The sequence below is a fragment of the Amycolatopsis sp. NBRC 101858 genome, assembly GCF_030269325.1.
Lineage (GTDB): Bacteria > Actinomycetota > Actinomycetes > Mycobacteriales > Pseudonocardiaceae > Amycolatopsis > Amycolatopsis ponsaeliensis.
This window is the reverse complement of record NZ_BSTD01000006.1, coordinates 564,831-591,129: the sequence shown is the minus strand read 5'-3', so window position 1 is coordinate 591,129 and position 26,299 is coordinate 564,831. Positions and strand designations below refer to the sequence as shown.

The following is a 26,299-nucleotide window of genomic DNA, read 5'->3' as shown; positions in this document are numbered from 1 at the left end:
GGGGTGGACGTCGGCGGGACGAGCGTCCGGGCCGGCGTGGTGGACGAGCGCGGTTCCCTGCTCGACACGGCACGTGTCGCGACGCCGAGCGAGGAGGGCGCCCTCGAGGACGCCATCGCGGGTGTCGTCGAGGGCCTGCGCAACCGGCACGAGGTGGCGGGCGTCGGGCTGGCCGTGGCCGGGTTCGTGGCGCGCGACCGCCGGTCGGTGATGTTCGCGCCGCACCTCGCGTGGCGCGGCGCGCCGGTCGCGGACCGGATCGAGAAGCGCGTCGGCCTGCCGGTGCTGCTGGAGCACGACGTCAACGCGGCGATGGTGGGCGAGCACCGCTTCGGCGCGGCCCGCGGCGCCCACGTGGCGGCGCTGGTGGCGCTGGGCACGGGCATCGGCGCGGGCCTGCTGCTGGACGGCAAGCTGTTCCGCGGCGCGTACGGCGTCGCGCCCGAGCTGGGCCACCTGACGGTGGTCCGCGGCGGGCGGGCGTGCCCGTGCGGCAAGTACGGCTGCTGGGAGCGCTACTGCAGCGGAACGGCGCTGGCGGCGACGGCGGTGGAGCTGCTGGCGCGGCACCCGGGGCGCTCGACGGTGCTGGCCCAGCAGGTGGCGGGCGACCCGGGCTCGGTGACGGGCAGGCGGGTGGCCGGCGCGGCCCGCGACGGCGACCCGATCGCCCAGCTGGCGATGGCGGAGCTGGCCAAGTGGCTCGGCGAGGGCCTGGCCCTGGTGGCGGACGTGTTCGACCCGGAGATCATCGTGATCGGCGGGGGAGTGTCGGAGTCGGCACCGCTGTTCCTGGACGAGGCCCGCGAGCACTACGCGGGCGCGATCACGGGAGCCCGGCACCGCCCGCTGGCCCGCATCCGCACGGCCCACCTGGGCGACGACACGGCGATCGTCGGCGCGGCGGCACTGGCGTTGGAAGCGGCGAAGACCCCGGTCTGACTCACTCCTCGGGGAAGCTCCCCGACGGCACCAACCCTTCGAGGAACTCCCGGAACGTCGGCGCCAAGGCCAGTTCCGACTCCAGCTCGACGTCGAACCACGTGACCGACGGCTCCGCCGAGCGGCGGTAGTCCAGCGCGACCCACGTGTGGCCGTCGCCGGACAGCACCACGACCCGCTTCGGCAGGTCCCACTCGTCGCTCAAGTACGGCGAGTCCAGGATCGACAGCCGGCCGCCGACGCCGAGCAGCTGGTCGAACGGGACGTGCGTGTCGCTGTACGACGTCGGTTTGCTCGTCGGGAAGGCGTCGAACGAGGCGGCCACCGTGCCGCCGTTGCGCAGGCCCAGCAGCTCGCCCAGCTCGATCGGCAGCCGGACGCCCAGCTCGCGTCCGGCGTGGGCGAACTCGCGGGCGGACAGCGGCTCGCCGGGGCCGCGGTCCCAGAACGTGGGCTTGAGCTGATCGAACCGGGTCACGCCGGCAATTGTGACAGGCTGGCTGGGTGAGTCACGCGTCCGCGAGCGTCTTCGTCAAATGTTCCTGCGGGCACCTGCACTGGGGCCGCTACGGCGCCGCCGGCCTGCTGCTCGTCGACCCCGCGCGCGGCGTCCTCCTGCAGCGCCGGGCCTGGTGGGTGCACCACGGCCGCACCTGGGCGTTGCCCGGCGGAGCCATCGAAGCCGGGGAGACCGCCGTGACCGCGGCCGCGCGCGAAGCGTTCGAAGAGGCCTCCGTCCCCGCCGAGTCCTTCCGCGCGGTGTCGGCGTCCGTGGTGGACCATGGGGACTGGAGCTACACGACCGTCCTCGCGCTGGCCGCCGGCGCGGAAGCGAAGGTCGCCAACACCGAAAGTGCGGAGGTGCGCTGGGTGGACCCCGACGACGTGCCCACCTATCGGCTGCACCGCGACTTCGCCGCCGCCTGGCCGGACCTGCGCGACCGCGTCGGGCAGGAGCTGGTGCTCGTCGTCGACGCCGCCAACGTCGTCGGCTCGCGGCCGGACGGCTGGTGGCGCGACCGCCACGGCGCCGCCGAGCGCCTGCGCGACCAGCTCGCGAAACTCGCCGAAGCCGGCGTGCCGGACCCCGGCGACCCGGCCGTGACCTGGTGGCCGCGGATCGTCCTGGTCGTCGAAGGCAAGGCCAAGCACGTCACCGGCGTCCCGGGCGTGGAGGTCGTCGCGGCCGACACCGACGGCGACTCGAAGATCGTCGAGGTCGTCGCGCAGCAGCAGGCGCGGGTCCTGGTGGCGACCGCCGACCGCGAACTGCGCGGCCGGGTGACCGCGCTCGGCGCGTCGATCCTCGGCCCGGGCACGCTCCGCTCCCAGCTCGACGAGCTCTAGCCGCGCGGGATGCCGTCGCGCATCTCGGCGACCAGCGACGCCATCACGGCCTTGAGGCTGCCCTTGTGCGCCTGGGCGACCGCGCGCTGGCGCCGGTAGCTCGGCCCGTAGCGCAGGATCGTCTCGACGTCGCGCAGCTCGGCAACGCAGTCCAGGCGCCGCGCCACCGGCTCGAGCCGGTCCAGCAGGTCGGCGATGTCGTCGGTGACCAGCCGCTCGCGCCCGGCCGCGTCCAGGATGACGATCGCGTCCGTGCCGTAGCGGGCCGCCCGCCACTTGTTCTCCTGGACGTGCCACGGCGGCAGGGTGGGGAGGATCTCGCCGTCGTCGAGGCGCTCGCTGAAGTCGTCGACCAGGCACTGCGTCAGCGCCGAGATCGCGCCGACCTCTTCCAGCGTCGGCAGCCCGTCGCAGACGCGCATCTCGATCGTGCCCAGGTGCGGTGCCGGCCGGATGTCCCAGCGGATCTCCGAGAAGTGGTCGATCACGCCGGTGGTGAACATGTCCTCGGTGTAGCTCTCCAGCTCGGCCCACTTCCGGAACTGGAACGGCAGCCCGGCCGTCGGCAGCTGCTGGAACATCAGCGCCCGGTTCGACGCGTACCCGGTGTCCTCGGCGCCCCAGTACGGCGACGACGCCGAGAGCGCCTGCAGGTGCGGCGCGTAGTTCAGCAGCGCGTCGAGGATCGGCAGGACCTTGTCGCGGTGGTCGACCCCGACGTGGACGTGCACGCCGTAGATCAGCATCTGCCGGCCCCACCACTGCGTGCGGTCGATCAGCTTGGCGTAGCGCTCCTTGTCGGTGACCTTCTGCTGGTACCAGTTCGAGAAGGGGTGCGTGCCGGCCGAGAACATCTCGACGCCGAGCGGGTCGGCGACGCCGTGCAGGACGTCGAGGGACTCCGCGAGGTCCGCCTTGACCCCGGCGATCGTGTCGCAGACGCCGGTGATGACCTCGATGGTGTTGAGCAGCAGCTCCTGCTTGATCTTCGGGTGCTCGGCCTGCCCGTCGGGCCGGACGGCCTCGAGGATCCGCTCGGCGACCGACGACAGCTCGCCGCTGCGCCGGTCGACCAGGCCGAGCTCCCATTCCGCGCCGACGGTCGACCGCCGCGAAGGGCTGAACTCGATGTTCATCGGCGTGGCGTCAGACCTGGGCGCCGTTGCTGGGGTCGGCGCCGGGCGGCGGGCCCTGCCGGACGCGCAGCAGCAGCAACGCGATCGACGTCGCGAGCGCGAGGATGCCCAGCGGCGTCGCCACCGTCGGCCCGACCCCGATCGCACCGGGCAGGATCAGCAGGAACAGCCCGGCCAGGAACAGCAGCAGGATGAGGAACGCGCCCATCTTCGGCCGCGGCAGCGGCGGCGGCTCGGGTGGGACGTAGTGCTCGTCGTCGCCGGCCGGGTCGTCGGAGAACATCGTCGTGTCCCACGACGTGCCCCCGGAGCGCCAGCCGGGTTCCGGCGGGGTGTCCGCGGCCGGCGGTTCGGCGGGCCGGTCCGGCGTCCGGCGCGACTCGCTCTCGACGCCGAAGCCGTCCGCGGCGCCGGCCTTGTCGGTCTTGTCGGCGGTGTCCGCGGTGTCCTCTTCGGGGAGCCCGAATCCGTCGGCCCGCAGGTCGGCGACGATCTCGGCGAACGTCGCGTCGACGTCCTCCGGCCCGTCCTTCCCCCGGCTCATGCGGTCTCCTCAGGCTGTGCGGCGTGCGCCTTCGCGAACTCGACGCTACGCGTGAAGATGACCTCGGCGTCGTTGTCCTGCGTCGCGACGTGGTAGCTGTTCTCCAGCACGACCTCGGTGACGTCGGTGCTCGAGACCCCCGCCAGCACCAGCCGCGAGTTCTCCGGCTCGACGACGTGGTCGACCGACGAGTGCAGCAGCAGCACCGGCTGCGTGACCTTGGGCAGGTCCGCGCGCACGAGCGCCCACAGCTTCGCCAGGCTCGCCGCGGCCTTCACCGGCGTGCGCGGGTAGGCCAGCTCGGTCTCGCCCGGCTTCTTGATGTCGTTCGCGATCGCCGGCACCGACGGCACGATCTTGCCCAGCACCGGCAGCAGCTTGGTGTCCCACTTCAGCCGCGTCACCGACGGGTTGACCAGGACGATCCCGGCGATCCGGTCGCCGAACTCCTCGGCCAGGCGCAGGGTGAGCGTGCCGCCCATCGAGAGACCGCCGACGAACACGGTCTGGCAGGTCGACAGCAGCGCGAGCAGCGCCTCGCGGACGGCGCCGTACCAGTCTTCCCACGTCGTGCGGTTGAGGTCCGGCCAGCGGGTGCCGTGCCCCGGCAGCAGCGGGCAGCGCACCGTGAACCCGGCCCCGGCCAGGTGGTCACCCCAGGCCCGCATGCTCGCCGGGGTACCGGTGAACCCGTGGCAGAGCAGGAACCCGGTCTCGGCCGAACCGGTGTGGCCGAACGGTTCCGCGCCGGCGAGCACGCCCATGCGATCGCCTTCCGTGTGAGCGGTGGATTCGTCCATGCTCTCACGGCTCGCGGACCTTGTGGGGCTCCGCCCGGACCCGGAATTCCCTGTGAGATCGATCGCTGCCGGGTGGTAACCGGGTGGTCTCCGTTGTGCGGCGGCCACCGGGCTTCGTAGGCTGGCCGTCGCGGGTGACAGGGGTTGAGCTGCGATGGAGGACTGAGGCACCGGTGCTGTACTGGCTCATGAAGTGGGTATTCATCGGACCGCTGCTCAAGACGCTGTGGCCGACCAAGGTCGTCGGCGCGGAGAACATCCCCGAGAGCGGCGGGGCGATCCTGGCCGGCAACCACCTGGCGGTCGCGGACTCGTTCTTCATGCCGCTGCGCGTCAAGCGCAAGGTGACCTTCCCGGCCAAGTCCGAGTACTTCACCGAGCCCGGCTTCAAGGGCCTGCTCAAGAAGTGGTTCTTCACCGGTGTCGGCCAGTTCCCGATCGACCGCTCCGGCGGCAACGCCGCCCAGGCCGCGCTCGACACGGCGACCCGCCTGGTCAAGGCCGGCCACCTGCTCGGCATCTACCCCGAGGGCACCCGCTCCCCGGACGGCCGGCTGTACAAGGGCAAGACCGGCGTCGCCCGGATCGCCCTGGAGTCCGGCGGCGTCGTCGTCCCGGTGGCGATGATCGGCACGGACAAGGTCAACCCGATCGGCTCCAAGATGTGGTGGCCGCGCCGCCTCGAGGTCCGCTTCGGCAAGCCGCTGGACTTTTCGCGGTACGAAGGACTTGCCGGTGACCGGTTCATCGAGCGGTCGATCACCGACGAGATCATGTACGCGCTGATGGAGCTGTCCGGCCAGGAGTACGTCGACATCTACGCGGCGAAGGCGAAGGAACTGCTCGCCGCCGAAGCCGCCGGGGTGAAGCCCAAGGTGCCTTCTCAGCCCTCGGCGCACGACGCGGCCCGGGTGCCGGATTCGAAGGTCGGCTGACCCACTAGGGTTCACCGGTGCGTTTCTTCTACGACACCGAATTCATCGAAGACGGCGTGACCATCGACCTGGTGTCCATCGGTGTCGTCGACGAGCGGGGCCGCGAGTTCTACGCGGTGTCGACCGAGTTCGACCCCTCGAAGGCCGGCCAGTGGGTCCGGGACAACGTCCTGGACAAGCTGCCGTCCCCGGCCGACCGGGCGTGGCGCAGCCGCGAGAAGATCCGCGCCGACCTGCTGGAGTTCTTCGGCAAGCCGCCGGGCGGGATCGAGCTGTGGGCGTGGTTCGCCGCGTACGACCACGTCGCGCTCGCCCAGCTGTGGGGCCCGATGCCGGCGTTGCCGAGGCAGCTGCCCCGCTTCACGCGCGACCTGCGCCAGCGCTGGGAGGACGCGGGCAAGCCGAAGCTCCCGTCGGCCCCCACCGACCAGCACGACGCCCTCGCGGACGCGAAGCACAACCTGGCCCGGTGGGACGTCATCGAGAACTACTTCCCGCGCCGCTGATCACTCGCCGTCGGGAACCACCGGCGTCAGTGGGCTGACTACGGTGCGGCGGAAGTGGGTGAAGATCGTCGACGATCTCCTTGCGCTGGGTCAGCCGGTCGAGGACGAACCCGCTCGAGGCACGTCGACTGCGCGATGTGCAGCTTGCGGGCGAGTTCCTTGGTGGTCTGCTTAGCGTCCTCCTGCAGCAGGGCGCTCGCCCAGAGCTGCCGGACCTACGCGGAGTACACGGCCAAGCCGGCGGCGATGGCCATCGCGGACCTCGAGAGCGTCGGCGTCGCCCTGCACGGCCCGCCCAAGCGCGTCGACTGGCTGGTCGGGTCGTTGCCGCTGATGCGCTGACCTCGCCACCGAAAACTGTCGGGGTCCCCCGGTAACGTGAAAACCGGGGGACCCCCAGGCCGGGGACCTCTCAGCGGCGCGCCCGCACCGCCGAAGCCAGCTCGTCCAGCAGCGGGGCCGTGTCGTCCCACGCCAGGCACGCGTCGGTGATCGATTGCCCGTACGTCAGCTTCTCCGGGTGCCCCAGGTCGAGGTCCTGGCGACCGCCCGCCAGGAAGCTCTCCATCATCAGCCCCGAGATCCCGCGCTCACCGGACGAAATCCGCGAAGCCAGCTCGCGGACCACCTCGCCCTGCCGGACGTGGTCCTTGCCGCTGTTGCCGTGGCTCGCGTCGATGATCACGCGCTCCGGCAGGCCCGACTTCGCCAGCCGGGCCAGGGTGTCGGTCACCGTGGCCGCGTCGTAGTTCGGGCCGCCGTTGTGGCCGCGCAGGATCACGTGGCAGTCCGGGTTGCCCGACGTCGTCAGCAGCGCCGCCAGGCCGTCGGTGTTGATGCCCGGGAACACGTGGCTCGCCGCGGCCGCGCGGGTCGCGTCGACCGCCACCTGGACGTCGCCCTCGGTCGAGTTCTTGATGCCCACCGGCATCGACAGCGCGCTGCACAGCTGGCGGTGCACCTGGCTCGCCGCGGTCCGCGCGCCGATCGACCCCCACGTCACGATGTCGGCGATGAACTGCGGCGTGATCGGGTCGAGGAACTCGCACCCGACCGGCAGGCCGAGCCCGGAGACGTCGAGCAGCAGCTTCCGCGCCATCCGCAGGCCCTTGTTGACGGCGAACGTGCCGTCGAGGTCCGGGTCGTTGATCAGGCCCTTCCAACCCAGCGTGGTGCGCGGCTTCTCGAAGTACACGCGCATCACGATGTGCAGTTCGCCGCGCAGTTCCTCGGCCTTCGCGGCCAGCCGGCGGCCGTAGTCGAGGGCGGCTTCCGGGTCGTGCACCGAGCACGGGCCGACGACCACGAGCAGCCGGTCGTCCCGGCCTTCGAGGATGTCGACCGTTTCGGCGCGGCCCTGCCGCACCACCTTGGCGACGGCGGCGTCGACGGGATGGTCTTCGCGCAGCATCGCGGGCGAAATGAGCGGACTGATCGACGTGGTGCGCGCGGCGTCGAGGTCACCGATGGTGGCCGGTCCGGCGGAGAGCGTCATCGCGGGGGTGTTCCTTCCTGGTGGACACCGACCCGCGCGGGGGACCCTCGCCGAGCCGGTTTCGAAATCCGGCTCGGGGGTGGAGGTCAGCGCAGGTTCACGCCGCCGTGCCCACCCGGGGCCGGCTTCGTAAACCAGTAATAGCGCTGCATGCAGTCAAGTTAGCACACACCGGAGCCGGACCGATTCGGCAGGTGGTACGGGCTGCACCGATCAAGACGTGAGCCGCTACTCTGGCGGGCGACGAAATGTGACTGTCATCTCCAGAGAACAGACGGAGGCTTCTCATGCGTGTCGGTGTGCTGACCGGCGGCGGCGACTGCCCGGGACTCAACGCGGTGATCCGCGCCGTGGTGCGCAAGGGCATCGAGGTGCACGGCTGGGACTTCGTGGGCTTCCGCAACGGCTGGAACGGCCCGCTGACCGGGGACAGCCGCCCGCTCGGCCTCAACGACGTCGAGGACATCCTCACCCGCGGCGGCACCATCCTGCGGTCCTCGCGCACCAACCCGTACAAGGTCGAGGGCGGCGTCGAGAAGATCAAGCAGGTCCTGGCCGACCAGGGCGTCGACGCGCTGGTCGCGATCGGCGGCGAGGACACCCTCGGCGTCGCGAAGCGCCTGACCGACGACGGCGTCGGCGTCGTGGGCGTGCCCAAGACGATCGACAACGACCTGGGCGCCACCGACTACACCTTCGGCTTCGACACCGCGGTCTCCATCGCGACCGAAGCGATCGACCGGCTGCACACCACCGCCGAGTCGCACCACCGGGCGCTGGTCGTCGAGGTCATGGGCCGCCACGCCGGCTGGATCGCGCTGCACTCCGGCCTGGCCGGCGGCGCGAGCGTCATCCTGGTGCCGGAGCGGCACTTCAACGTCGACCAGGTCGTCTCCTGGGTCGAGCGCCGCTTCGAGAAGGAGTTCGCGCCGATCATCGTCGTCGCCGAGGGCGCGCTGCCCGAGGGCGGCGAGGAGAAGCTGCTCACCGGCGAGAAGGACGCCTTCGGGCACGTCCGCCTCGGCGGCATCGGCACCTGGCTGGCCGACGAGATCGCCCACCGCACCGGCAAGGAGTCCCGCGCGGTTGTCCTGGGCCACGTCCAGCGCGGCGGCACCCCGACGGCCTACGACCGCGTCCTGGCGACGCGCTTCGGCCTGCACGCGGTGGACGCGGTGGCCGACGGCGACTTCGGCGTGATGGTGGCGCTGAAGGGCACGGACATCGTCCGCGTGAAGCTGGCCGAGGCGACGGCCGAGCTGAAGACGGTCCCGGTCGAGCGCTACCAGGAAGCCGAAGTCTTCTTCGGCTGAGTTTCCGCCGAAGGGCCGCTCCGGGGTTCCCGGGGCGGCCCTTCGCGCGTTCAGGGCCGCTGCCGCACCGCGCCGACGAACAGGAAACTCGTCCTGGTTGCCGATCCCGTGCTCGGTGGTGCCGGTCCAGGCGATGCCCAGGACGGCCCGGCCCGGCACCGTCGCCACGGCTTCGGAGAGCGCGGCCCGCACTTCCGGGCGCAGGTACGGTGCGGGCGGTTCGAGTTCACGCTAGATGCGGGCGAGGGTGTCCAGGACGCCGACCGCGGCGGCGATGTCTTCGGTGAGCGGGCGGTCGTCGGTGCTCGCGTCGAGCGCTTCGGACGCCGCGTCGAACGCGTCGCGCACCGGGAGATCCACCAGGTCCGCGTCGCGCATCCGCAGCGCCCGGACCGCCGCCACCAGTTCGCAGCCGAGCACCTGCTGGTAGGCCGAACACGCCGCCGTCGCCGCGCGGGCCGCCTGCGTCGAGAAGCTCGCGTGGTCTTCGAGGCCGCGGGAGACGACCGCCGTGCCGAGCGTTGCCGGCAGGGCCGCCTGCCGCAGCTCGGTGAGCGCGTCGTGCGCGACGTACTCGAGGATCATCACGCCGGAGCTGCCCGCGGGGCCCGCCGCGAGGAACGGCCGCAGCCCGGTGAACTCCGGCTCGACCAGGTCGCCGAGCCGCGCCACCGACAACTCTGCCACCTGGTGCACGGTCGCCCGCGCCTGGTCCAGTGCCGTCGACACGTACGCCGTGTGGAAGTGCGCGTGGTGGTACGCGTCGCCGTGGACCGTCGAGATCATCGGGTTTTCGGTGCTGGCGTTGATTTCCACGGCGAGGACGTCGCGCAGGTAGTGGATCGCGTCCAGCGCCGGGCCCTGCACCTGCGGGAACGCCCGCAGCCCGAACGGGTCCTGGATCCGCCGCCCCGGCTTCGGCGTCTGGTGCATGCCGAGCAGGCGCCGCATCTCCGCCGCGCACGCGACCTGCCCCGCGTGCGGCCGCGCTTCGTGCACCGGGGTCGCGTACGCCTCGGGGTTGCCGTCGAGCGCGACGTACGTCAGCGCCGCGACGGCGTGGCTCGCCCGGGTCAGCGCGTCGAGCCGCATCGCGGCGAGGGTCGCTTCGGCGAGCGTCGCGGCGTTGCTGCTCATGAACGCCAGCGCGTCGCCCGCGTGCACCGGCACCGGCGGCACGTGCCCCTCGACCCACGCGCGTTCCCCGGTGAGCGCGAGCGCCGTCTCGGCCAGCGGCGCGAGGTCGCCGGTGCCGATCGCGCCGAGCCGGTGCACCAGCGGCAACGCGCCGGCGCGGACCGCTTCGGCCAGCGCGCCGATCAGCTCGGGACTGATCCCCGACCGGCCGGCCAGCAGCTGGTTCAGGCGGATCAGCATCATGGCGCGGACCTGGCCGGGCGGCATCGGGTCGCCGCTGCCGCCCGCGTGACTGCGCAGCAGGCGCAGGCCGTGCTCCTGCGAGCTTTCGACCGTGTCGTCCTTGTTGGCGCCGACGCCGGTCGTCCGGCCGTAGACCCGCCGCCGGGTGCTCAGCTCCTCGGCGAGTTTCCACGCGTTCTCGGCGCCACGCAGCGCGGCGATCGAGACGTCGATGCCCAGCGGGCCCTCGGTGCGCGCCGCCGTCACGACGTCCGCGCACCGGAGGGTCCGGCCGTCCACCCTGATCACGGGCAGCCTCCTTTCGGCTGCCCTCACTATGCGGCTAGGGCGCGGGCGGCTGCCAGGGCGGCATCGGCCAGTCCCAGTGCGGCACCGGTTCGTGCAGGTTCGGCTCGGCGCCGGGGGCCGAGAAGATCACGGCGAGCCGGCTGCCCCACTCGAGGTAGCCGGCGAAGGCGGCGCGGAACTCGGGATCGGCGGGCAGGCCGGCCTCGTCGGCGGCGTCGAGCAGCAGGTTCACCCACCGGCGGCGCTGCTCCTCGGTGATGCCGCGGCCGAGGTGGCGGCCGACCATGTGGGCGTGGCCGCCGTGGTTCCCGGAGTAGTCGGCCGGGCCGCCGAAGACCTCGCCGAGCCAGACCGCGACGTGCTTCGGGTGCTCCGGGTCCATGCCGCGGAACACCGGTTCGAGCAGCGGGTCTTCCAGGACGTGGCCGTAGAAGATCGTCAGCAGCTTCACGAGGGCGTCGTGGCCGCCGGCCCACTCGTAGGGGGTCGGGGTTTCTGGCAGTCTCACCCGGTCAGGCAACCAGTGGTGCGCCGGCCGGGCAACCACGTACTTTCCGGTGCGTAGGGGGAATGGGATGAAGCGGTACCACTGCGCGGTGGAGCTGGCGGTCGACCTCATCGGCGGCAAGTGGAAGCCGGTGATCCTGGCGCACCTGAAGGAGGGCGCCCACCGCTACGGCGAACTGCGGCGGCGGATGCCGGGGGTGAGCGAGAAGATGCTGACCCAGCAGCTGCGCGAGCTGGCCGCGGACGGCATCGTCCGCCGCCTGGAGTTCGACGGCCGGGTGCCGCACGTGGAGTACCACCTGACGGAGGTGGGGGAGGAGCTCCGCCCGGCGTTGACGGCCCTGTACGAGTGGGGCGAGCGCCGCGCGGCGGCCGCGGGCATCGAGTTCGAGCGGTCCTGACGGCTCAGCGCGGGTCGGTCTCGTCCAGGCGGCGCTCCAGCGCGTCGAGCCGGCCCGACCAGAACGCGCGGTACGGCGCCAGCCAAGCGTCCACTTCGGCCAGGGGCTCCGGCCGCAGCGCGTAGCACCTTCGCTGGGCCGCCACCCGGACCGTCACGAGCCCGGCCTCCCGCAGCACCCGCAGGTGCTTCGACACCGCGGGCTGGCTGAGGGAAAGCTCGTCGACCAGCTCGCCGACCGACCGCTCGCCGTCGCGCAGCAGGTCCAGGATCGTGCGGCGGCGGGGCTCGGCCAGCACCTCGAACGTCTGCATCACCCCTGGAATGTGCTCCGGGCGGCATATTCCTGTCAAGGCACGCACGACCGGCCCAGTGGGCTTCTTGGACTAGACCATTGACCTAATGGTCTAGTCCACTTACGGTGGTGTGGTCCCCACCACTCCGGCACCGGCGCCGTGAGTAATTCTCCGGAGGGAGAAGACATGTCCCGTTTCCGCAGGAAGAGCTTCTCGGCACTGCTGACCGTGGCCGCCGCCGCGGGCCTGGTGGCGGGCGCCGCCGCGGCCCCGGCCGCCACCGCCGCGCCCGCGTCCGCCGAAGCCTCCGTCGGCAAGGTCGTCGGCTACTTCACCGACTGGGGTGTCTACGACCGCAACTACCACGTCAAGAACATCGAGACGTCGGGCTCGGCGAGCAAGCTGACCCACATCAACTACGCGTTCGGCAACGTGACGAACGGCGGCTGCGCGATCGGCGACGCCTACGCCGACTACCAGAAGACCTACGACGCCGCGGGCAGCGTCGACGGGGTCGCCGACACCTGGGACCAGCCGCTGGCCGGCAGCTTCAACCAGCTCAAGAAGCTCAAGGCCGCGCACCCCGGCCTCAAGGTGATCTGGTCGTTCGGCGGCTGGACCTGGTCGGGCGGGTTCACGCAGGCCGCGCAGAACCCCGCCGCCTTCGCCGACTCCTGCTACAACCTGGTCAACGACCCGCGGTGGGCCGGCGTCTTCGACGGCATCGACATCGACTGGGAGTACCCCAACTCCTGCGGTCTGTCCTGCGACACCAGCGGCGCCGACGCGTACAAGAACCTGATGTCCGCGCTGCGCGCCAAGTTCGGCTCGCAGCTGGTCACGTCGGCGATCACGGCCGACGGCACCGACGGCGGCAAGATCGACGCGGCCGACTACGCGGGCGCCGCCCAGTACGTCGACTGGTACAACGTGATGACCTACGACTACTTCGGCGCCTGGGCCGCGCAGGGCCCGACGGCCCCGCACTCACCGCTGACCACCTTCGACGGCATCCCGACGCCGGGCTTCTACTCCGACGCGGCGATCCAGAAGCTCAAGGGCAAGGGTGTTCCGGCGGGCAAGCTGCTGCTGGGCATCGGCTTCTACGGCCGCGGCTGGACCGGCGTCACGCAGGACGCCCCGGGTGGCACCGCGACCGGCCCGGCGGCCGGCATCGAGCCGGGCATCCAGGACTACAAGGTGCTGAAGACGTCCTGCCCGTCGACCGGCACGGTCGCGGGCACGGCCTACGCCAAGTGCGGCAGCGACTGGTGGAGCTACGACACCCCGTCGACGATCGGCGGCAAGATCGGCTACGCCGAGGACCAGGGCCTCGGCGGCGCGATGGTGTGGGACCTCTCGGGCGACACCACCGACGGCGAGCTGATCACGGCCGTCGCGAAGTAGCAGGACTCCCGGTGCGGCCGGTCGTGCGCGGAACGCCGGCCGCACCGGGTTCGACCCGGGGGCACCGGCGCGGAAACCGTCGGTGCCCCCGTTTATCGTCCAGTGCGTGAAGTTCAGCGGATTCGGCGAGTACGCCGTCGACTTCTACGACGGCCTCGTGGAAGACAACTCGAAGCCCTACTGGGACGACCACGTCGAGACCTACAAGACCGACGTCCGCGCCCCGATGGAGGCGCTGCTCGCGGAGCTGGCGCCGGAGTTCTCCGACGGCTTCGGCGAGCCCAAGGTGTTCCGCCCCTACCGCGACGTCCGGTTCGCCAAGGACAAGACGCCGTACAAGACCCACTGCGGCGCGGTGGTCGAGCAGGGCCGCGGCGGCGGCGCGTACTACGTCGAGGTCGGGCCGGAGGGCCTGCGCGCCGGCGGCGGCTGCTTCCACCTGGCCGCCGACCAGATCGCCCGCTTCCGCAAGGCCGTCGACACCGAGCTGCACGGCGAAGCGCTCGAGAAGATCCTCAAGAAGCTCGAGAAGGCCGGCTGGGAGATCCGGGGCGACCGGCTGAAGTCGAAGCCGCGGGGCTTCGACGCCGACCACCCCCGCCTCGACCTGCTGCGTTACCGCTCGGTGTACGCGGTCCGCGTCTGGGAACCGGACGACGTCCTGCACGAACGAGGGGCGCTCGATCGGGTGAAGAAGGCCTGGCTGCAGCTGCGCGAGTTCAACGAGTGGGCGCGCGACCGCGTCGGGCCCAGTGAACTGCCCCGGCGCTGACCAGCCGGACCGGACAGTTTCTGAACAGTTTTCTTGAACTTTTCGGGATCGGTACAGACGAACGCCCGGCAAGGGACTACGCTGTGCGAACGTGAGCCGACGCGCGAAGATCGTTTGCACCATGGGCCCCGCTACCGCTACGCCGGAGAAGATGCGGGCCCTCGTCGACGCTGGCATGGACGTGGCCAGGATGAACTTCAGCCACGGCAGCCACGGCGACCACAAGGAGGTGTACGACCTCATCCGGAACGCCGCCGCCGAGAGTGGCCGGGCGGTCGGCGTCCTCGCCGACCTGCAGGGTCCGAAGATCCGGCTCGGCACGTTCGCCGGTGGCCCGGTCGAGTGGCACAACGGCGACATCGTCCGGATCACCGTCGAGGACGTCGCCGGCACCCACGACCGGGTCTCGACCACCTACAAGGGCCTCGCCCGGGACGCCAAGCCCGGTGACCGCCTGCTGGTCGACGACGGCAAGGTCGGCCTGGTGGTCAAGGGCGTCGAGGGCCAGGACGTGGTCTGCGAGGTGACCGAGGGCGGTCCCGTCAGCAACAACAAGGGCGTCTCGCTGCCCGGCATGGACGTTTCGGTGCCGGCGCTGTCCGAGAAGGACATCGAGGACCTCGAGTTCGCCCTCGAGCTGGGAGTGGACTTCGTCGCCCTGTCCTTCGTCCGCTCGCCGGCCGACATCGACCTGGTCCACCAGGTGATGGACCGCGTCGGCAAGGGACGCCTGCCGGTCGTCGCCAAGATCGAGAAGCCCGAAGCCGTCTACAACCTCGAAGCCATCGTGCTGGCCTTCGACGCCGTGATGGTCGCCCGCGGCGACCTGGGCGTCGAGCTGCCGCTGGAGCAGGTCCCGCTGGTGCAGAAGCGCGCCATCCAGATCTGCCGCGAGAACGCGAAGCCGGTCATCGTCGCGACGCAGATGCTCGAATCGATGATCAACAACTCCCGGCCGACCCGCGCCGAGGCCTCCGACGTCGCGAACGCGGTGCTCGACGGCACCGACGCGGTGATGCTGTCCGGCGAGACCAGCGTCGGGCGGTACCCGATCGAGACCGTGCAGACCATGGCCCGGATCGTCGAGGCGGTCGAGACCGACTCGCCGATCGTGCCGCCGCTGACGCACGTCCCGCGCACCAAGCGCGGCGTGATCTCCTACGCCGCCCGCGACATCGGCGAGCGGCTCAACGCGAAGGCGCTGGTCGCCTTCACGCAGTCCGGCGACACCGTGCGCCGCCTGGCCCGGCTGCACACGCGGCTGCCGCTGCTGGCGTTCACGCCGGAGGACTGCGTGCGCAGCCAGCTGTCGATGACCTGGGGCACCAACACCCACATCGTGCCGCGGGTGGAGTCGACCGACCAGATGATCCAGCAGGTCGACCACGCGATGCTGGAGATGGGCAAGTACCAGAAGGGCGACCTGGTCGTCATCGTGGCCGGTTCGCCCCCGGGCACCGTGGGCTCGACGAACCTGATCCACGTGCACCGCCTCGGTGAAGACGACCACGCATAAGGGACGTCCCACCCCCGCAGCACATAGGGTCTGGCCATGACTGAAATGGCCAGGACGGCCGCCACCGAGCTGGAGATCCCGGGTGGCGGCCAGCCGGTGCTGGACCGCCTGATCGCGCTGCTGGACCTCGAGAAGATCGAGGAGAACATCTTCCGCGGCGTCTCGCCCGCCCACTCGCCGGTGCGGGTGTTCGGCGGGCAGGTCGCCGGCCAGGCGCTGGTCGCGGCCGGGCGCACGGTCCCCGACGAACGCCGGGTCCACTCGCTGCACGCGTACTTCATCCGCGGCGGCGACCCGAGCGTCCCGATCATCTACGAGGTCGACCGGATCCGCGACGGCCGCTCGTTCACCACCCGCCGGGTCATCGCGATCCAGCACGGCAAGGCGATCTTCTCGCTCTCGGCGTCGTTCCAGAAGGACGAACCGGGCATCGAGCACGCCGAAGAGATGCCCGAGGGCGTGCCGGCCCCCGAGACGCTGCCGACGCTGATGGAACGTGCCGAGGGCTACGCGATCGGCGCCCACAGCCGGCCGCGGCCGATCGACGTGCGCTACGTCAACGAGCCGCCGTGGGTCACCCGCGAGACGGGGGAGCGGCCCGCGCGCAACCAGGTGTGGATGCGCGCCGACGGGAAGCTGCCCGACCAGCAGCTGCTGCACGTCTGCGTGCTGACCTACGCCTCGGACATGACCCTGCTCGACTCGGTGCTGGCGCGCCACGGCGTCTACTGGGACACCGACAAGGTGCTCGGCGCGAGCCTGGACCACGCGCTCTGGTTCCACCGGCCCTTCCGCGCCGACGAGTGGTTCCTCTACGACAGCGCGTCACCGACCGCCTCCGGCGCGCGCGGTCTCGCCACCGGCCGGTTCTTCGGCGCGGACGGCACGCTCATCGCGACGGTCGTCCAAGAAGGACTCCTGCGCGTTCTGTGACCTCGACAGAAATCACCCTTACGGGCGAGGAATAGCGGAATAATCGTTCTGCCAATAAGGCGCCGGAACGGTGGAAGAGGGCCGGGGCCGATCGGGGGACGGCCCCGGACCTCTTCTCCCGATGATCACGCGGCGCGCCGCGGGGTCATCGTCTACGCTGATCACAGGCCCTGGGTGGGGCTGGGGGAACACGCCCGCCGCGCCCTTGCCACGTCCTGTCTCAGTGCAGGATGCGAGCATACAGAAGCATTCTGCAAATTGCAGATACGACGCGGGTTCGGCTCCGGTAATCGGTGCCGTGCGATTACCCGCCTGTTCATGTTGGATACTGGCAGCGAGCGGACGGCTACGGCGCCGTCGACATCCGGAGGTGCGCGATGGCAAGGGGACAGAGCCCCACGGTTCGCCGCCGGCGGCTCGCGGGAGAGCTGCGCAGGCTGCGCGAAGCCGCGGACCTCACCATCGACGAGGTGGGCGAGAAGCTCGAGTGCTCCGCGTCGAAGGTCAGCCGCATCGAGACCGGCCACGTCGGGGTCACCCCGCGTGACGCGCGGGACATGCTGGCCCTCTACGGCATCACCGGCGACGAGCAGGAGGCGCTCGTCCAGCTGGCCAGGGAGGCCCGCAAACGCGGCTGGTGGCACGCCTACAACGAGGTCTTCACCGGCACGTTCGTCGGGCTCGAAGCCGACGCCAGTTCGCTGCGCGCGTTCCAGGCGCTGCTGGTGCCCGGCCTGCTGCAGACCGAGCGCTACGCCCGCGCCGTGATCCGGGCGCTGCGGCCGGACGCCGAAGACGACGAGACCCGCCGCCGCGTCGCCGCCCGGATGGCGCGCCAGGAGCTGCTGTCCGACACCCCGCCGCCGGAGTACTGGGCGGTGATGGACGAAGCCGTGCTGCGCCGCGTCGTCGACGGCCCCGAGGTGATGGCCGAGCAGCTCTACCGCATGGTCACGCTCTCCGAGAAGCCGAACGTGACCATCCAGGTCGTGCCGTTCGGCGCCGGCGCGCACCCGGGCATGGAGGGCCCCTTCCTGATCATGGGCTTCCCCGAGCAGGCCGACCCGGACGTCGTCTACGTCGACGACAGCACGTCCAGCGGTCTCTACCTGGAGGAACCCACAGACGTCCGGCGCTACGGGCTGATGTTCGACCATCTGCGCGCAGCCGCACTGAAGCCGGACGACTCGGTGGAGCTGATCGCCGAGGCGGCCGGGCGGTTCGCCGAACAGGCGGCCGCACCGGCTCCGGTGCACCAACTGGAACCGAGGACACAGTAAGGAGTGGGGACCATGGAAGCTGAACTCTCCGGAGCGCGGTGGCGCAAGAGCAGCCACAGCGGCGGCGGGAACGACTGCGTCGAGGTCGCGTTCGTCGCCGGGGGCGCCGCGCTGCGCGACTCGAAGGACCCCGAAGGTGGTGCGTTCCGCCTGCCCGCATCGGGCTGGCGGGGGCTGCTGGCCGCGGTGCGGCCCGGCGGCCCGGCCCACGACTGAGGCGCTTTCGAAGACCCCTTACCCCCGCCGAGCTGGGCTCGGCCGGGAGTAAGGGGTCTTTTCGCGGTCAGGGCTGCGTGATCACCCGATGCCTGAGGTGCCCCCTCAGGACGAACCTGAGTGCTACCAACCGGAGAACTCGGGGACAAGGGGAACACGATGCACAGCGATCTGATGCTCGACGCGGTCCGGGCCGAAGCGGCTTACCGGGCCGAGGAACTGCGGAAGGCCGGGCGTAGCGCCTGGGCCGCCCGCGCGCGCCGCGCCGTCCGCCACCTGCGGGCCGTGCGGACCGACGTCGACGTGCCGGCGCAGGAGCGCCGGGAAGCCACGCGGGAGACCGCGGGCGTCGGCGAGACCGCCCGGTAGGGCGTGGTGAAGGTGTCCAAGGCGATAAGCGGTCGGAAACTGTCGGTGGGGTAGGCAAGAATGCACCTTGTGCCCCGACTCGGCTCCGGAATCCCGCTCGTCGCCCGTACCCACGAGATGCGGCGGCTCCGCGCCGCCTTCGCCCGTGCAGAACGGGGCGAAGCCGGCGCGGTGCTGCTCTCGGGGGACGCCGGGGTCGGCAAGACCCGGCTGCTGACCGCGCTCGGCGAGCACGTCGAGGCGTGCGGTGGGCTCCTGCTCACCGGCCGCTGCATCGACGTCCGCGAAGGCGGTCTTCCTTATCTTCCGTTCGCCGAAGCGCTCGCCCCGCTGGGCAGCTCGGCGGACCAGGCGGTGGCCGCCGCGGTGCGGCTCCGGCCCGCGCTCGGGCGGCTGCTGCCGCAGGGCCAGGGCGTCGAGGAGCCCCGCGCGGCCGAACACCCGCCGATGACCTCGAACGACCGGGAGACGATGGTGCGTCCCCGGCCCGAGCAGGATCTCGGTCAGCTGCAGTTGTTCGACGCGGTACTGGGGGTGCTGACCGAGGTCTCGGAGTCGCGCCCGGTGGTGATCCTCCTGGAGGATCTCCACTGGGCCGACGCCTCGACCCGCAACCTGCTGTCCTTCCTGCTCAGCAGGCTGCGGGCGCAGCGGCTGCTGGTCGTGGGCAGCTACCGCGAGGAGGACGTCCACCGGCGCCACCCGCTGCGGGGCCTGCTGTCGGAGCTGGTCCGGCTCGCCACCGTCGAGCGCGTCGACCTGCACCCCTTCGGGGCCGCCGACGCCCGGAAGTTCGTCGAGGCGCTGGCCGACGAGCCGATGCCGGCGGACGTCGTGTCCGACATCGTCGCCCGGTCCGAGGGCAACCCGTTCTTCGCCGAGGAGCTGCTCGCCACCCAGACCGAGTGCAACGACCTGCCCGCCGGGCTGGCCGAGGTGCTGCTGTCGCGGCTCGAGCGCCTGTCGCCGGACACCCGCCGGGTGGCCCGGGTGATCTCGGTGGCGAACGAGCCGGTGATGCACGCCGCGCTCGCCGAGGTCTCCGGGCTGGGGGAGCTGGAGCTCGACGAGGCACTGCGCGAAGCCGTCCAGCACCACGTCCTGGTGGTGCTTTCGGACGGCTCCTACACGTTCCGGCACGCGTTGCTGCAGGAAGCGGTGTACGGCGACCTGCTGCCGGGGGAGCGGTCGCGCACGCACGCGGCGTACGCGGCCCGGATCCAGGCGCGGCCGCAGGGCCGCGGCCACGACGCGAAGCTGGCCTACCACTCGATGCAGAGCAGCGACCTCGTCACCGCGCTGCCGGCGCTGCTGCGCGCGATGGACGAAGCCGAGAAGCTCGGTGCGCCCGGGTCGGCCCTGCAGCACGTCGAGCAGGCACTGTCCATCTGGGACGCCGTCGCGGCGGCCGACCGGCCCGAGGGGTTCGACGAGCTGCGGCTGCTGCACGAAGCGTCCTACTTCGCGGGCACGTCCGGCGAGCCGGAGCGCGCCGCGGCCTTCGCCCGGTCGGCCACCCAAGCCCTGAAACCGGACACGGCGGCCGACCGCGCGGCGAAGACGTGGCGGCGGCTGGCGGAAGCGCTGCTCGCGCTGGAAGGCACCCTCGACGAGGCGACCGTGGCCATCGACCGGGCCTGGGAGCTGGTGAAGGACGCCGAACCGAGCGGGACGCGTGCCTGGGTGCTGGCCAGCCGGGCCGGGTTCCTGCGGATCCTCGACCAGCCCGAAGCGGCGCTGGAGAGCGCGCGTGCCGCGGTCGCCGACGCACAGGCGGTCGGGGCGGCGGGCGCGGAGGCCGCGGCGCTGGTCACCCTGGGCACGCTCGCCGACTCGGCGGGCGAGCCGGCCGAGGCGCGCGAGTGGCTGCGCAAGGCCCAGCGGACGGCGCGCGGCGCCGGCGCGCCGAACACCGAGATCCGCGCGACCTACTTCCTCGCGCTGAGCTACGACGACTACGCCGAGTTCGCCGAGGCGCTGGAGCACACCGCGACCGGCGTCGCCCGGGCCGAAGAGGCCGGGCTGAGCTGGAGCTCGTTCGGGATCGAACTGCGCGCGCGGCAGCTGACCCTGCGCTACCTGATGGGCGACTGGCCGGACGAGAGCGCCGGCCGTGCGGGGCGCGGCGTGTCCAGCGCGGTCGCCGCGCGGATCCAGGCCATCTGGTCGCTCTTCGTCGTCTCGCGCGGGCGGTTCGACGAAGCCGCGAAGCTCATCGCCGGGCTGCGGCAGCACTGGGCGGCGGACATGGCGATCCCGCTGGCCGCGGGGGACGCCGGCATCGAGCTGGCTTACTGGCGCGGCGAGCACGCCGAAGCGGTGCGCCGCGCCGAAGACCTGGTCGGCTGGCTGGAGCGGATCGAACCCGGCCTGCTGGCCGGGATCCGCGTCGCCGCGCTGGGTGTGTCCGCCGCCGCCGCGCTGGCCGCCGAAGCCCGGGTGCACGGCGACCAGGCCGCGGCCGGCGCCGCGGTGGCGGCGGGCGAGCGGCTGCTGGCGCACGGCCGGATGTGCTCGGTCGTCGGGCAGCCGCGCTCGGGGACGCTCGGGCCGGAGGGCCGGGCGTGGCTGGCCCGGCTGGAGGCGGCGGCGTCCTGCCTGACCGGCCGGGGTGATGCGGAGAAGTGGGCGGCCGCGGCGGCGGCGTTCGGCTACGGCGCCGTGTACGAGCAGGCGGTCTGCCGCTGGCACGAGGCCGAAGCCCTGCTGGCGGCGGACGGCGACGCACACGCCGCCCTCGAAGCGGCCCACGCGGTGGCACTGCGCCTGGGCGCGGTCCCCCTGCGCGACGCCGTCCGCGACCTGGCGCACCGCGCCCGGGTCGAGCTGGACGGAGTGGAGCCGGCGGCCCCGGTCCGCACGATCACCGACCCCCTGACCGACCGCGAACGCGACGTCCTCGAGCGCGTCGCGCTGGGCCGCACGAACCGCCAGGTCGGCGAAGAGCTCTACATCAGCGAAAAGACGGTCAGCGTCCACCTGTCCCGGGTGATGGCAAAACTCGGCGCAAGCCGCCGCGCGGAAGCAGTCGCGATCGCCTACGACCGCGGCCTCCTCACCGCTCCCACCGCCGAACACGCGTGATCAGAGAGACGACTCTCGTGATTGAAGAGTCGACACGCGTGATTGAAGGGTCGACACGGCGGAACCGGCGGGCGCTGCCGTGTCGACCCTCAAATCACGGGTGATGACCCTTCAATCACGCGTGCTGACCTTCTGATCACATCAGCGGGGGAGGCGGCGGAGGGCCTTGAGGCCCAGCGTCATGCCCTTCGACCAGAGGGAACCCGGCACCCGCCGAGGCGGGCGGAGGGCCAGGCCGCGCTGCAGCGCGATCGACTGGGACTCCGTGTACTTCAGCAGGCCTTCGGCGCCGTTGCGGCGGCCGACGCCGGAGTCCTTCATGCCGCCCATCGGGACGCCGACGCTGCCGAACGTCGCCGCGTAGCCCTCGTTGACGTTGACCGTCCCGGCCTTGAGCCGCGCCGCGACCTCCCAGCCCGCGCGGCCGTTGCGCGACCAGACGCTGGCGTTGAGCCCGAACGCCGTGTCGTTGGCCCGGTCGATGGCCTCCGTGACGTCGGTGTAGCCGTAGATCGAGACGACCGGCCCGAACGTCTCCTCCGCGAACGGCACCATGTCCGGCGTGACGTTCGTGAGCACCGTCGGCTCGTAGAACAGCGGCCCGAGGTCGGGACGCGGGCGGCCGCCGGTGAGCACAGAAGCGCCCTTCGCGCGGGCGTCCTCGACGTGCGCGGACACCGTCTCGAGCTGGTCTTCCGACGTCAGGGACCCCATCTGGGCGTGGTAGTCGAGCGCGCCGCCGAGCTTCACCGCGGCGGTCCGCGCGACGAACGCCCGCGTGAACTCCTCGCGGATCGACTCGTGGACGTAGATCCGCTCGACCGACACGCACAGCTGACCCGCCGAGGAGAAGCACGCGGTCACCGCGCCCGTCGCGGCCTTCGCGACGTCGGCGTCGGGCAGCACGATCATCGGGTTCTTGCCGCCGAGCTCCAGCGAGTACGACGTCAGCCGCTTCGCCACCTGCCCGGCCAGCTCCTTGCCGGTCGGCGTGGACCCGGTGAAGCACAGGTAGTCCGACTCCTCGACCAGCGCGGTGCCGATCTTCGAACCGCGGCCGAGCACGATCTGCCAGGTCCCGGCCGGCAGCCCGGCCTCCTCGGCGAGCTCCTGCAGCCACAGCGCCGAAAGCGCGGTCTGGTTGTCCGGCTTCTGCACCACGGCGTTGCCGGCCGCGAGCGCGGGGAGGACGTCCATCGCGGTGAGGGCCAGGGGGTAGTTCCACGGCGAGATGACCCCGACGACGCCCTTCGGGTGCCGGATCTCGCCGGCGCGGGTCAGGCCGGGGATGACGCCGGCGACGCGGCGCGGGGCGAGGATCTTCGCGGCGTGCTTGCCGTAGTAGGCCGCGACCAGCGCGGTCGCGCTGACCTCGTCGAACGCGTCGAGCCGCGCCTTGCCCGCCTCGACCTGGACCAGGTCGAGCACCTCGTCCTGGCGGGCGAGCACGAGGTCGTGCAGCCGGGTCAGGACGCGGGCCCGCTCGGCGGGGGAGCGTTCCGCCCAGGCTCGCTGGGCCGTCCGCGCGCCGGCGAACACCGCGCGGACGTCGGCGTCGGTGGCCTGGGGCAGCGTCGCGATCGGCTGCCCGGTGAAGGGGGCGTGCATCCGGATCGGCGCCGAGTCCGCGCCACCGGCCACGCGGGCGACGAGCTGGGCCGCCCGCGCCGAGCCGGGCGCCCCGGCGACGCCGCCGACGGTCGGCGGCAAAGGGGTGTCTTCGACTGCGTTCGCGGGGGTCGTGCTGGTCATGACGTCTCCGTTCCGCGGCGTCCGGAGTCCGCGCGACGCCGCGCAGGGGTTACCGACGAGTACACCATACCGTCGGTACGTCAGTTGTCCAGTTCGACGTGAATAAGTTTCACGTATTGGGTGGGTTCAGCGGCGGGAGCTGGTAGTTCGGTTCGGTCGGCGACGGCGGTTCCTGACCGGGGTGCTGCTGGGCCTGCGTCGCGCCGCCGTAGGGGTCGTCGAGCCGCGGGGACAGCCCGCCCGACGGCACCTCGCCGGACTGCGCCGGGAACGGCTGCGAGGCGGGCCCGTTCTGTGCCGGGAACGGCTGGGAAACCGGCCCGCTCTGCGCCGGGAAGGGCTGCGAAACCGGCCCGCCCTGCGCGGGGAACGGCTGGGACGACGGCGCACCCGGGTACTGCTGCTGCGGCCCGCCGGGGTAGGGCTGGGCGCCCGGGTAGCCCCCGTACTGCTGCGGCGGCACCGGGTACGGCCTCGACTGCTGCTGGTACGGCCCGCCGTAACCCGGTGGCGAGCCCACCGGCCCGGTGGTCGCGGGCGCCCGCCGTCCGGCGAGCGTCGCGAGGACCAGCGTCACCACGCCCAGCGCGCCGCCGCCGAGCAGGATCCAGAACCCGATGCCGGTCGAATAGGCCGACGTGAGCGACCCGTCGTCGGACTCGTAGCTCAAGGTCGCCGAGACGTCCATGCCGAGCATCCATACGGCCGCGGCCACGCCCGCGCCGCCGGCCACCAGTGCCGTCCGGGCACCCGAGCGCACCCCGGTGCCCGCCGAACGCCGGGCGCCCGCGAACGCCAGGCCGGCCCCGGCCAGCAGCACCAGCGCACCGGCGGAGAGCGGGATCCCGTAGCGCGCGACGTGGGTGTTCTCGTAGAACTTCTTGGCGTCCTCGCTGGGTTCGACGCCGAACGAGCGCGTCCAGGCGCTGATCGTCTGGCTGCTCTCGGCCTTGCCGCCGACGATCTGCTCGAACTTCGTCTGCGGGAGGAACGACCCGGCCAGCACGAGCACGGCGGCGACGGCGCCGACGATGCCGGCGATCAGCCGGAACCGTCCGGCGACGTCGGCGGGCGGCCGTGGCGGCTGTCCCGGGGGAGGGCCGTACGGGTTCTGGTACGGGCTGGCGGTCATCGGAGCTCCCCTCTTCCGGGGGGATTGGACCACGAATCCGCCTGCACGATAAGGGGTATTCCAGCCCTGGTGATCCAGCTCGTCAGCTTGGCGTAGTCGTGGCGTCCTGGTAGAGCAGCACGGCGATCCGCTTCCACTCCTCGAGCAGCTGCCGCCGCCGGTTCGGGTCGCCGCCGAGCTCGGCGTCCAGCGCCAGCCCGCGAGTCAGGTTCACGGTGAGCCAGAACAGCATTTCCGCGCGTTCGGGCGGCAGCTCGCCGGCGACCTGGGTGACGTGCTCGAGCGTCGCGCGGCCGAGCGCGCGGTCGACCGGGCGGATGGCCGCGCGCAGCTCGGGGTCGGTCCGGGCGGCGACCCACAGTTCGGTGACGGCGGTCGAGAGCGTGCCGGAATAGCCGGTCCAGAGCAGGTCGATCGCCGCGGCGACGCCGGTGCCGCCGCCGGGCAGCTCGTCCAGCGACGCCGCGAGCTGGTGACGCAGCTTCGTCGTCAGGTGCTCGACGGCGGCGGCCATCAGCTCGGCCTTCGCGGTGAAGTGGTGCTGCACCGCGCCCTTCGAGACGCCGGCGCGGGCGCAGATCTCCTGCACCGACGTGCGCGCGTAGCCGACGTCCACCAGGCAGTCGATGGTGGCGTCGAGCAGCGCCGTGCGGGTCTGTTCGCGCCGCTGCGCCTGGGTCCGGTGCGCCGTCGAGGTCACTTCGGCCTCCTGCTTTACCTACAGGCCGGTACGGATGTACATTCCAAAGAGAACTTACATGCTGACCGTCATGTTTTCCAGCAGGAGGTCCCGTGCCGCTGAAACTCCCGAAGAGCTCCTGGAGCACGACCGAGCTCGACGACCTCCGCGAGCTGTCGCGGTCGTTCCTGCAGAAGGAGGCCGTCCCGCACCAGGAACGCTGGGCGGCGGAGAAGAAGGTCGACCGCGAGCTGTGGACCAAGGCCGGCGACGTCGGCCTGCTCTGCCTCTCCATCCCCGAGGAGTACGGCGGGGGCGGCGGCACCTTCGCCCACGAGGCCGTGCTCTACGAAGAGCAGGCCCGCTCCGGGGACAGCGCGTGGGGCGTGACCGTCCACAACGGAATCGTCGCGCACTACCTGAGCGCGTACGCCTCCGAAGAGAAGAAGCGCGAATGGCTGCCGAAGATGGCCAGCGGCGAGCTGGTCGGCGCCATCGCGATGACCGAGCCCGGCACCGGCTCCGACCTGCAGGGCATCAAGACCCGCGCGGTGCGCGACGGCGACCACTACGTCATCAACGGCGCCAAGACCTTCATCACCAACGGCTTGCACGCCGGCCTGGTGGTCGTCGCGTGCAAGACCGACCCGGACGCGGGCGCGCAGGGCGTCTCGCTGATCGTGGTCGAGACCGACACGCCGGGCTTCCGCCGCGGCCGCGTGCTCGACAAGGTCGGGCTCAAGGGCCAGGACACCGCCGAGCTGTTCTTCGACGACGTCCGCGTACCCGCCGCCAACCTGCTCGGCGACGCCGAGGGGCAGGGCTTCATCCAGCTGATGCTGCAGCTGCCGCAGGAACGGCTGATCATCGCCGTCACCGCGGTGGCCGGGCTGGAGGCCGCGGTCGACCTCACTTTGGAGTACACGAAGGAGCGCACGGCGTTCGGCCGGCCGATCTTTTCCTTCCAGAACACCAAGTTCAAGCTCGCCGAGGCGGCGACCGAGGCCGCCGTCGCGCGGGCGTTCCTCGACCAGTGCATCGAACGCCACCTCAAGGGCGAGCTCGACGTGCAAGGCGCGGCGATGGCGAAGCTCTGGACGACCGAGCGGGTCAACAAGGTGATCGACGACTGCGTGCAGCTCTTCGGCGGCTACGGCTACATGACCGAGTACCCGATCGCACGGGCCTGGGCCGACGTCCGGATCTCGCGGATCTTTGGTGGCACCAGCGAAATCATGAAGGAAATCATCTCCCGCTCGCTCTGAAAGGA

Annotated in this window: 28 protein-coding genes; 16 read left to right on the top strand and 12 right to left on the bottom strand. The window is 71.8% G+C overall.

The window, feature by feature from the left end:
- Nucleotides 1-3: 3 nt before the first annotated feature.
- Nucleotides 4-942: an ROK family protein gene (locus tag QSK39_RS41920; protein ID WP_285483635.1), complete on the top strand. Its 939-nt coding sequence runs from the start codon at nucleotides 4-6 to the stop codon at nucleotides 940-942.
- Between the two features lies 1 nt (nucleotide 943).
- On the opposite strand, the gene QSK39_RS41915 is transcribed toward QSK39_RS41920, so the two are convergent.
- A complete protein-coding gene (locus QSK39_RS41915) occupies nucleotides 944-1,420 on the bottom strand; it encodes an SMI1/KNR4 family protein (protein WP_285483353.1) in 477 nt (158 codons plus the stop codon).
- 26 nt (nucleotides 1,421-1,446) lie between these two features.
- On the opposite strand from QSK39_RS41915, the gene QSK39_RS41910 reads away from it, so the two are divergent.
- Entirely contained in the window at nucleotides 1,447-2,289 is an 843-nt protein-coding gene (locus QSK39_RS41910; protein WP_285483352.1) for an NUDIX hydrolase, read from the top strand.
- Here the strand turns inward: QSK39_RS41910 and QSK39_RS41905 are convergent.
- From QSK39_RS41905 to QSK39_RS41895, 3 genes are read right to left on the bottom strand one after another with little or no spacing between them, the layout of a single operon-like run.
- Complete coding sequence (locus tag QSK39_RS41905) at nucleotides 2,286-3,425, bottom strand: glutamate--cysteine ligase (protein WP_285483351.1); 1,140 nt, start codon at nucleotides 3,423-3,425, stop codon at nucleotides 2,286-2,288. The genes QSK39_RS41910 and QSK39_RS41905 overlap by 4 nt on opposite strands.
- 10 nt (nucleotides 3,426-3,435) lie before the next feature.
- Nucleotides 3,436-3,969, bottom strand: coding sequence for a hypothetical protein (locus QSK39_RS41900; RefSeq protein ID WP_285483350.1), 534 nt, complete (start codon nucleotides 3,967-3,969; stop codon nucleotides 3,436-3,438).
- Complete coding sequence (locus QSK39_RS41895; RefSeq protein ID WP_285483349.1) at nucleotides 3,966-4,733, bottom strand: alpha/beta hydrolase; 768 nt, start codon at nucleotides 4,731-4,733, stop codon at nucleotides 3,966-3,968. The genes QSK39_RS41900 and QSK39_RS41895 overlap by 4 nt, the downstream gene beginning before the upstream one ends.
- Nucleotides 4,734-4,942: 209 nt before the next feature.
- Between QSK39_RS41895 and QSK39_RS41890 the strand changes: the two genes are divergently transcribed.
- Both QSK39_RS41890 and QSK39_RS41885 read left to right on the top strand, forming a co-directional pair.
- Complete coding sequence (locus tag QSK39_RS41890) at nucleotides 4,943-5,704, top strand: lysophospholipid acyltransferase family protein (RefSeq protein ID WP_285483348.1); 762 nt, start codon at nucleotides 4,943-4,945, stop codon at nucleotides 5,702-5,704.
- A 17-nt stretch (nucleotides 5,705-5,721) separates the two neighbouring features.
- On the top strand, nucleotides 5,722-6,210 hold the full coding sequence (locus QSK39_RS41885; RefSeq protein ID WP_285483347.1) for a polyadenylate-specific 3'-exoribonuclease AS: 489 nt from the start codon (nucleotides 5,722-5,724) through the stop codon (nucleotides 6,208-6,210).
- A 38-nt stretch (nucleotides 6,211-6,248) separates the two neighbouring features.
- Here the strand turns inward: QSK39_RS41885 and QSK39_RS41880 are convergent, their stop codons facing one another.
- Nucleotides 6,249-6,398, bottom strand: coding sequence for an Lrp/AsnC family transcriptional regulator (locus QSK39_RS41880; RefSeq protein ID WP_285483634.1), 150 nt, complete (start codon nucleotides 6,396-6,398; stop codon nucleotides 6,249-6,251).
- On the opposite strand from QSK39_RS41880, the gene QSK39_RS41875 reads away from it, so the two are divergent.
- Nucleotides 6,373-6,552, top strand: coding sequence for a DUF2000 family protein (locus tag QSK39_RS41875; protein WP_285483346.1), 180 nt, complete (start codon nucleotides 6,373-6,375; stop codon nucleotides 6,550-6,552). The genes QSK39_RS41880 and QSK39_RS41875 overlap by 26 nt on opposite strands.
- 70 nt (nucleotides 6,553-6,622) lie before the next feature.
- Here the strand turns inward: QSK39_RS41875 and QSK39_RS41870 are convergent, their stop codons facing one another.
- Nucleotides 6,623-7,705 (bottom strand): 3-deoxy-7-phosphoheptulonate synthase, encoded by a 1,083-nt coding sequence (locus QSK39_RS41870; protein ID WP_285483345.1) that lies wholly within the window; start codon nucleotides 7,703-7,705, stop codon nucleotides 6,623-6,625.
- A gap of 287 nt (nucleotides 7,706-7,992) precedes the next feature.
- Between QSK39_RS41870 and QSK39_RS41865 the strand changes: the two genes are divergently transcribed.
- Entirely contained in the window at nucleotides 7,993-9,018 is a 1,026-nt protein-coding gene (locus QSK39_RS41865) for a 6-phosphofructokinase (RefSeq protein ID WP_285483344.1), read from the top strand.
- Nucleotides 9,019-9,249: 231 nt separating this feature from the next.
- Here the strand turns inward: QSK39_RS41865 and QSK39_RS41860 are convergent, their stop codons facing one another.
- The gene (locus QSK39_RS41860; protein ID WP_285483343.1) at nucleotides 9,250-10,686 is read right to left on the bottom strand and encodes an aromatic amino acid ammonia-lyase; all 1,437 of its coding nucleotides are present in this window, start codon (nucleotides 10,684-10,686) and stop codon (nucleotides 9,250-9,252) included.
- Between the two features lie 34 nt (nucleotides 10,687-10,720).
- The gene (locus QSK39_RS41855; RefSeq protein WP_285483342.1) at nucleotides 10,721-11,194 is read right to left on the bottom strand and encodes a group II truncated hemoglobin; all 474 of its coding nucleotides are present in this window, start codon (nucleotides 11,192-11,194) and stop codon (nucleotides 10,721-10,723) included.
- A gap of 67 nt (nucleotides 11,195-11,261) precedes the next feature.
- Between QSK39_RS41855 and QSK39_RS41850 the strand changes: the two genes are divergently transcribed.
- Nucleotides 11,262-11,594: a winged helix-turn-helix transcriptional regulator gene (locus QSK39_RS41850; protein WP_285483341.1), complete on the top strand. Its 333-nt coding sequence runs from the start codon at nucleotides 11,262-11,264 to the stop codon at nucleotides 11,592-11,594.
- A 4-nt stretch (nucleotides 11,595-11,598) separates the two neighbouring features.
- On the opposite strand, the gene QSK39_RS41845 is transcribed toward QSK39_RS41850, so the two are convergent.
- Nucleotides 11,599-11,907 (bottom strand): ArsR/SmtB family transcription factor, encoded by a 309-nt coding sequence (locus QSK39_RS41845; protein ID WP_434056724.1) that lies wholly within the window; start codon nucleotides 11,905-11,907, stop codon nucleotides 11,599-11,601.
- A 168-nt stretch (nucleotides 11,908-12,075) separates the two neighbouring features.
- On the opposite strand from QSK39_RS41845, the gene QSK39_RS41840 reads away from it, so the two are divergent.
- From QSK39_RS41840 to QSK39_RS41805, 8 genes are all read left to right on the top strand, one after another.
- Complete coding sequence (locus QSK39_RS41840; protein WP_285483340.1) at nucleotides 12,076-13,296, top strand: glycoside hydrolase family 18 protein; 1,221 nt, start codon at nucleotides 12,076-12,078, stop codon at nucleotides 13,294-13,296.
- 106 nt (nucleotides 13,297-13,402) lie between these two features.
- Nucleotides 13,403-14,068: a DUF2461 domain-containing protein gene (locus QSK39_RS41835; protein ID WP_285483339.1), complete on the top strand. Its 666-nt coding sequence runs from the start codon at nucleotides 13,403-13,405 to the stop codon at nucleotides 14,066-14,068.
- 91 nt (nucleotides 14,069-14,159) lie between these two features.
- Nucleotides 14,160-15,584, top strand: coding sequence for a pyruvate kinase (gene pyk, locus QSK39_RS41830; RefSeq protein WP_285483338.1), 1,425 nt, complete (start codon nucleotides 14,160-14,162; stop codon nucleotides 15,582-15,584).
- Nucleotides 15,585-15,620: 36 nt separating this feature from the next.
- The gene (locus QSK39_RS41825; RefSeq protein ID WP_285483337.1) at nucleotides 15,621-16,517 is read left to right on the top strand and encodes an acyl-CoA thioesterase; all 897 of its coding nucleotides are present in this window, start codon (nucleotides 15,621-15,623) and stop codon (nucleotides 16,515-16,517) included.
- A 377-nt stretch (nucleotides 16,518-16,894) separates the two neighbouring features.
- The gene (locus QSK39_RS41820; protein ID WP_285483336.1) at nucleotides 16,895-17,797 is read left to right on the top strand and encodes a helix-turn-helix domain-containing protein; all 903 of its coding nucleotides are present in this window, start codon (nucleotides 16,895-16,897) and stop codon (nucleotides 17,795-17,797) included.
- A 12-nt stretch (nucleotides 17,798-17,809) separates the two neighbouring features.
- Entirely contained in the window at nucleotides 17,810-18,013 is a 204-nt protein-coding gene (locus QSK39_RS41815) for a DUF397 domain-containing protein (RefSeq protein ID WP_284741192.1), read from the top strand.
- Between the two features lie 159 nt (nucleotides 18,014-18,172).
- Nucleotides 18,173-18,382, top strand: coding sequence for a hypothetical protein (locus QSK39_RS41810; RefSeq protein ID WP_285483335.1), 210 nt, complete (start codon nucleotides 18,173-18,175; stop codon nucleotides 18,380-18,382).
- 60 nt (nucleotides 18,383-18,442) lie between these two features.
- On the top strand, nucleotides 18,443-21,466 hold the full coding sequence (locus QSK39_RS41805) for a helix-turn-helix transcriptional regulator (protein WP_285483334.1): 3,024 nt from the start codon (nucleotides 18,443-18,445) through the stop codon (nucleotides 21,464-21,466).
- Nucleotides 21,467-21,607: 141 nt separating this feature from the next.
- On the opposite strand, the gene QSK39_RS41800 is transcribed toward QSK39_RS41805, so the two are convergent.
- The 3 genes from QSK39_RS41800 to QSK39_RS41790 all read right to left on the bottom strand — a co-directional run bounded on the left by QSK39_RS41800 (nucleotide 21,608) and on the right by QSK39_RS41790 (nucleotide 25,050).
- Nucleotides 21,608-23,218, bottom strand: a complete 1,611-nt coding sequence (locus QSK39_RS41800; protein WP_285483333.1) for a succinic semialdehyde dehydrogenase — start codon at nucleotides 23,216-23,218, stop codon at nucleotides 21,608-21,610.
- Nucleotides 23,219-23,327: 109 nt separating this feature from the next.
- Nucleotides 23,328-24,350, bottom strand: a complete 1,023-nt coding sequence (locus QSK39_RS41795; protein WP_285483332.1) for a polyadenylate binding domain-containing protein — start codon at nucleotides 24,348-24,350, stop codon at nucleotides 23,328-23,330.
- Nucleotides 24,351-24,432: 82 nt separating this feature from the next.
- Nucleotides 24,433-25,050 carry a TetR/AcrR family transcriptional regulator gene (locus QSK39_RS41790; RefSeq protein WP_285483331.1) on the bottom strand — a complete coding sequence of 206 codons (618 nt, stop codon included), beginning with the start codon at nucleotides 25,048-25,050 and terminating at the stop codon, nucleotides 24,433-24,435.
- 92 nt (nucleotides 25,051-25,142) lie between these two features.
- Between QSK39_RS41790 and QSK39_RS41785 the strand changes: the two genes are divergently transcribed.
- Nucleotides 25,143-26,294, top strand: coding sequence for an acyl-CoA dehydrogenase family protein (locus QSK39_RS41785; protein ID WP_284741198.1), 1,152 nt, complete (start codon nucleotides 25,143-25,145; stop codon nucleotides 26,292-26,294).
- Nucleotides 26,295-26,299: the final 5 nt, after the last annotated feature.